Annotated in this window: 3 protein-coding genes; all 3 read right to left on the reverse strand. The window is 57.8% G+C overall.

The window, feature by feature from the left end:
• Positions 1-45: 45 nt before the first annotated feature.
• The 3 genes from AC1DWA_RS32780 to AC1DWA_RS32790 all read right to left on the reverse strand — a co-directional run bounded on the left by AC1DWA_RS32780 (position 46) and on the right by AC1DWA_RS32790 (position 3,897).
• Complete coding sequence (locus tag AC1DWA_RS32780; RefSeq protein WP_428691082.1) at positions 46-204, reverse strand: hypothetical protein; 159 nt, start codon at positions 202-204, stop codon at positions 46-48.
• A 300-nt stretch (positions 205-504) separates the two neighbouring features.
• A complete protein-coding gene (locus AC1DWA_RS32785) occupies positions 505-1,230 on the reverse strand; it encodes a hypothetical protein (RefSeq protein ID WP_428691083.1) in 726 nt (241 codons plus the stop codon).
• A 51-nt stretch (positions 1,231-1,281) separates the two neighbouring features.
• Entirely contained in the window at positions 1,282-3,897 is a 2,616-nt protein-coding gene (locus tag AC1DWA_RS32790; protein ID WP_428691084.1) for a hypothetical protein, read from the reverse strand.
• Between the last annotated feature and the right edge of the window lie 90 nt (positions 3,898-3,987).

The following is a 3,987-nucleotide window of genomic DNA, read 5'->3' on the forward strand; positions in this document are numbered from 1 at the left end:
ATGTGGCGCCGCCCGAGTACGCGGAGTGCGGGAATGAGCACCGAGTTACGGTGCGATCGCGACGGTGACCGAAAGGTCGCCGGTGGCGGTGGTGACCGCGTTGGCCGTACGGGCCGTCACCGCGGCGCCGAAGCCCGCGGCCAGGACAATCTGGCCGCCGGACCCGACAGCGACACCAGCCGTAGCCGTGAACCCCGGCGCCACCGACCGCGTCGGCCACCCCGACGCACCCGCAAGCCGAAACTGTCACCGGAACAACCAATCCGAACCCGATCAGCCCGGCACCCGAACTCACGAAAGATCTAGGCTAACAAAGTCCTACTAGTCACCGTGCGGTCCCGGCCCCGTACACTCCGGATCCGGAAGAGCCTCCAATCCTGTTCGAATTCTCCCCATAGAACTCATAGTGCCCGGCGGACTCGCCACACCGAGAAGTGATTCAGCTCATGGCCACCGATCCAGAGGACACCCACAACGGAATCCCGCCTCTTGGATATGGCAAGGTCAGCGGCCTCGGGCACGCCGATATTCTGGAAACCTATCCGCTAGAGCTCTATCAAACGCGGCAACACGATCGAATGAATCGACATTCGGCTGCACGTGATCGCGTTGAAGGTGCGCCGTCATCAATCCTGCTGCACCCGTGAAGTAACCATTGACGATGCACAAAGTAATTGTCGCCCGTAGAACGCGGGGGTTGATCCGGTCGTGCGAGGTTCCCGGGATCGACTCCTCCGCCACCCGGATCAACTTCTCAATCGAGTTGCGATCGTCGAACCATTTCACAACCGCCCCTGATACGCGATTCTCAAACCACTGCACGGCAATCGGGACGTCGGCTTCAGTAATCACCCATGGTGCCTTCCCCGCCAACTCCAGACCCGGCAGTTCGTTGAAAAACCGATAGTCAACGCGCTCATGGAAGGGGCTGTCCGGCCTATCGCCTTTCAGCAGCGCGTCCGATGGCATTGACCGTAGTATGTCACCTACCGTCGGAGATATCAGGAATGCAGTTCCCGTACACCTTGTGGCACCGTCCCTCGAATAGCCGATAAGTGCTTGCACGGCAGCGATGGTATTCGGAATGCCAACAGCATCACTCTTGAACCAAAAGGCACCGTCATTACTCTCTACTAAGGGCTCATACGGCATATATCCCGCGCGCACCATTGCATCGGTCAATTCTCCCTTAACCATATTGGCAATACGGTCCCTTTTACGAGCAGCCACAACCTACCCCTTTCAGGCGAGAGCCCCCGCCAGATCGATTCACCCTAGGTATCACAAATTCGCTCCGTATGTCCACACCGCTAGCGCCTCCCGCCCGCCAGGCTCCCGAGCCACCTCTTGACTTGATCGCAGGATGTTCACCGTCATGGACTCATCGCGCGGCACGGCGAAGCGTGCACTTGGCTGGAAGCGAGCAATATTCGTTTCAGGATACGACGGAGAAGAAACCGCTGGAACGCTGATGTTTCCGATCAATGAAGCGACGAGATCCAGATCAGATTCGGAGTTGGCCCTTCCCGCGGATTCATCTTGCCCAAGCATGGACAGCAGAGACGCGGGGATACCGATAGCAGGCAACATCGAGAGCAATCCGAGTTTGCCTGAGTTCCTTGTCTCAGCCCAATAGTTCGGAAGTAAGGGCGGCAGGCCGGTAGAAGCGGCCACGGCGTTGATTTCCGTCACCAGGTCCTTTAGAAACTGTTGAGACAATCTAGCCGAGGTCCCCCAGTTTCCGACCTTCGACCGGAAGAGAGTCTCATAGTCGAGCGCGAATGACTTAGCCGCCATCTCAATGATTTGAGGTGTCGGCATGTAGTCGACATTCCAAAAGTGTGACTCAACCCTGGAGATGGCATCGTCTACCAGAAGGCCTGAATCTCTAAGGCCACTAATACGAATATCTAGTGGAGTTCCATCGAGATCACGAGCTTTGGACAGATTCAAATTCGGATTCAGATCCGAAACTGCAAATGTCCCTTTGTTCAGTTCCGGATAGGCCAGGACTTGGTTTTTCCTGAAGGTCGGATCATTGCCGAACTTGGATTCAACAATCTCCAACTTTCCAGTCTTCGGATTGATAACAATGAAGTCCGGCCTCACCGTGACCCATTTGCCGTTCACGCGAACACCAATTTCAGCCTGTTCAGCGAGGATTTCATACCCCTCTAGCCGCAATTTAGCTCGTGTGAAAGCTTCGCCAACAAGGCCGCGACCGTACTCCCTGAAAAAAGTCGCGGCATTCTCCTTCTTCGGAAGATCCCAGGGCTTGACCCCCAACGGTCCAACGCGAATCATGTTGGTCGTGTCGTCCGGCGCTGTTTTATTGGTCAAATCCCGATCATGGCGCGAATTTGTTGAAATGTTCGGGAGCGCTTCGGGCGCACTTGGGTTAGGCTGAGCACCCTCCCCTGACTGTTGATGCGGAGAGGTACGCGGTGGGGATTCTGGCGATCCGGTTCGCGTAGGACCAGAGACGCCTTCGCCGAGTCCGCTCGCGCCGTGGGCATCTCCGCCCTGCGATAATCGACTGCTCTCGATCGTCGCAAGGACTTCTGGGGCGTCCATCCGCGATCCCTGCTGCCAGGGAAGCGCCTCGCCTACATTCCTGAGTTCCTTTATAGTGGCTAGGATTTCGGCCTCAGATTTGCCTGCCGCAACCATTTCATCGATCAGTAGTCCTTCGCCGCCTCGACCTCCTCGCCGGATTGCCCCAAGACCCTTCGGTCCGGGAATGAAGAAAGTTGCGCCAGTCAGGATCGCCTTGGTTGTGGATACAGTGCTGTCTTCGGCGTATTCATCAGTGTTGGTGCCCACCACCAGAGCCTGGAGTGTTTGCCAGCGTTCATGACCGTCGCCATCGAATAGTGGCTTGAACGATTCAACCATCTCGCCGATGATGTCGTCCGACGTCACGGCCGCGTCATGTTGACCCCAGAGCGGACTAACTGCGTTGTACGCTGCACCCAAGTCAGTCAAGCCGAAGACCGCGCGGCCCGCTCCATATGCAAATTCGCCGGTGGTTTCGACAACCTTTTCAACAAGGGTCCGCTTGTCATCTCGCTTCTGTTGACTGATAACGTTTCCGTCAGTGTCGTAGACGGTTACCCCGAGATGGACATCGAGGCGGGTGACGGTGGTCTTTCCGTCGGCGTCGGTGGTGATGGTGTCCCGGTACCACTCACCCGGATTATTGCCACGGAATTCGTCGGTGAGCTTCCCGTTCTCGTCCATCCGGAAGTGGTGTACGCCCGAATCGGTCTCTTCGGTTCGCGTCAGGACCCGCTTGCCTTGGCTGTCCGGGCTTACCTGCCACCGCTGCGAGCCGTCCTTACCCGAGATGTCCCGCCAGCCGTAGCCTTCGCTATCGACCTGACCGGTGAATGTGCTGACGAGCCCTCCCTGCTCGTTTCGGGTGGTCTCTGAGAATGTCTTGTTGCCGTAGTTGTCGACATGAATGTTGTCGTACAGGCCGCCCTCGTTCGCGACACCTACATCGGTGCCCACCCGGTTCCCGTCTTGGTCGTACGACGCGGTATAGGAATTGTTGTAGTCGCTGGACATCCCGAACTCGTGGCTGGCCTGGCCCGTAGTCGATGTCCCGGGATTGAAGTGCTGGCCGTAGACCTCGGCGTCCTGCCGGTCCTTGCCGGCGTAGGAGGAGGTGCCGGTGGAGTCGTCGTTCCACCGCTGCCACCCGCCCTCTCCGTTGTCGACTACACGCGAACTGGTCGTGCTGCCATCAGGATTGGTGATGACCTGATCGACAGTCTGATTGCCGTTTCCTTTCGGGATAGCGTTCCTAACGATTCGCCCGTCGGGCAACGTTGTAGTCCACGTATCGCCCTCGTTGCGGCCATTGGTGTCGGGCAGACCGTAGATATCTGACACGGCTCATCGCCTCCTCAAAGATTTCAGGCGCGTCGCGACCGGACTCGAAATGCTGCAAGCTACGCGGCACCCGGATGGGTAGCGGCGGCG

It is taken from the genome of Rhodococcus sp. P4_F3_2 (assembly GCF_056401335.1).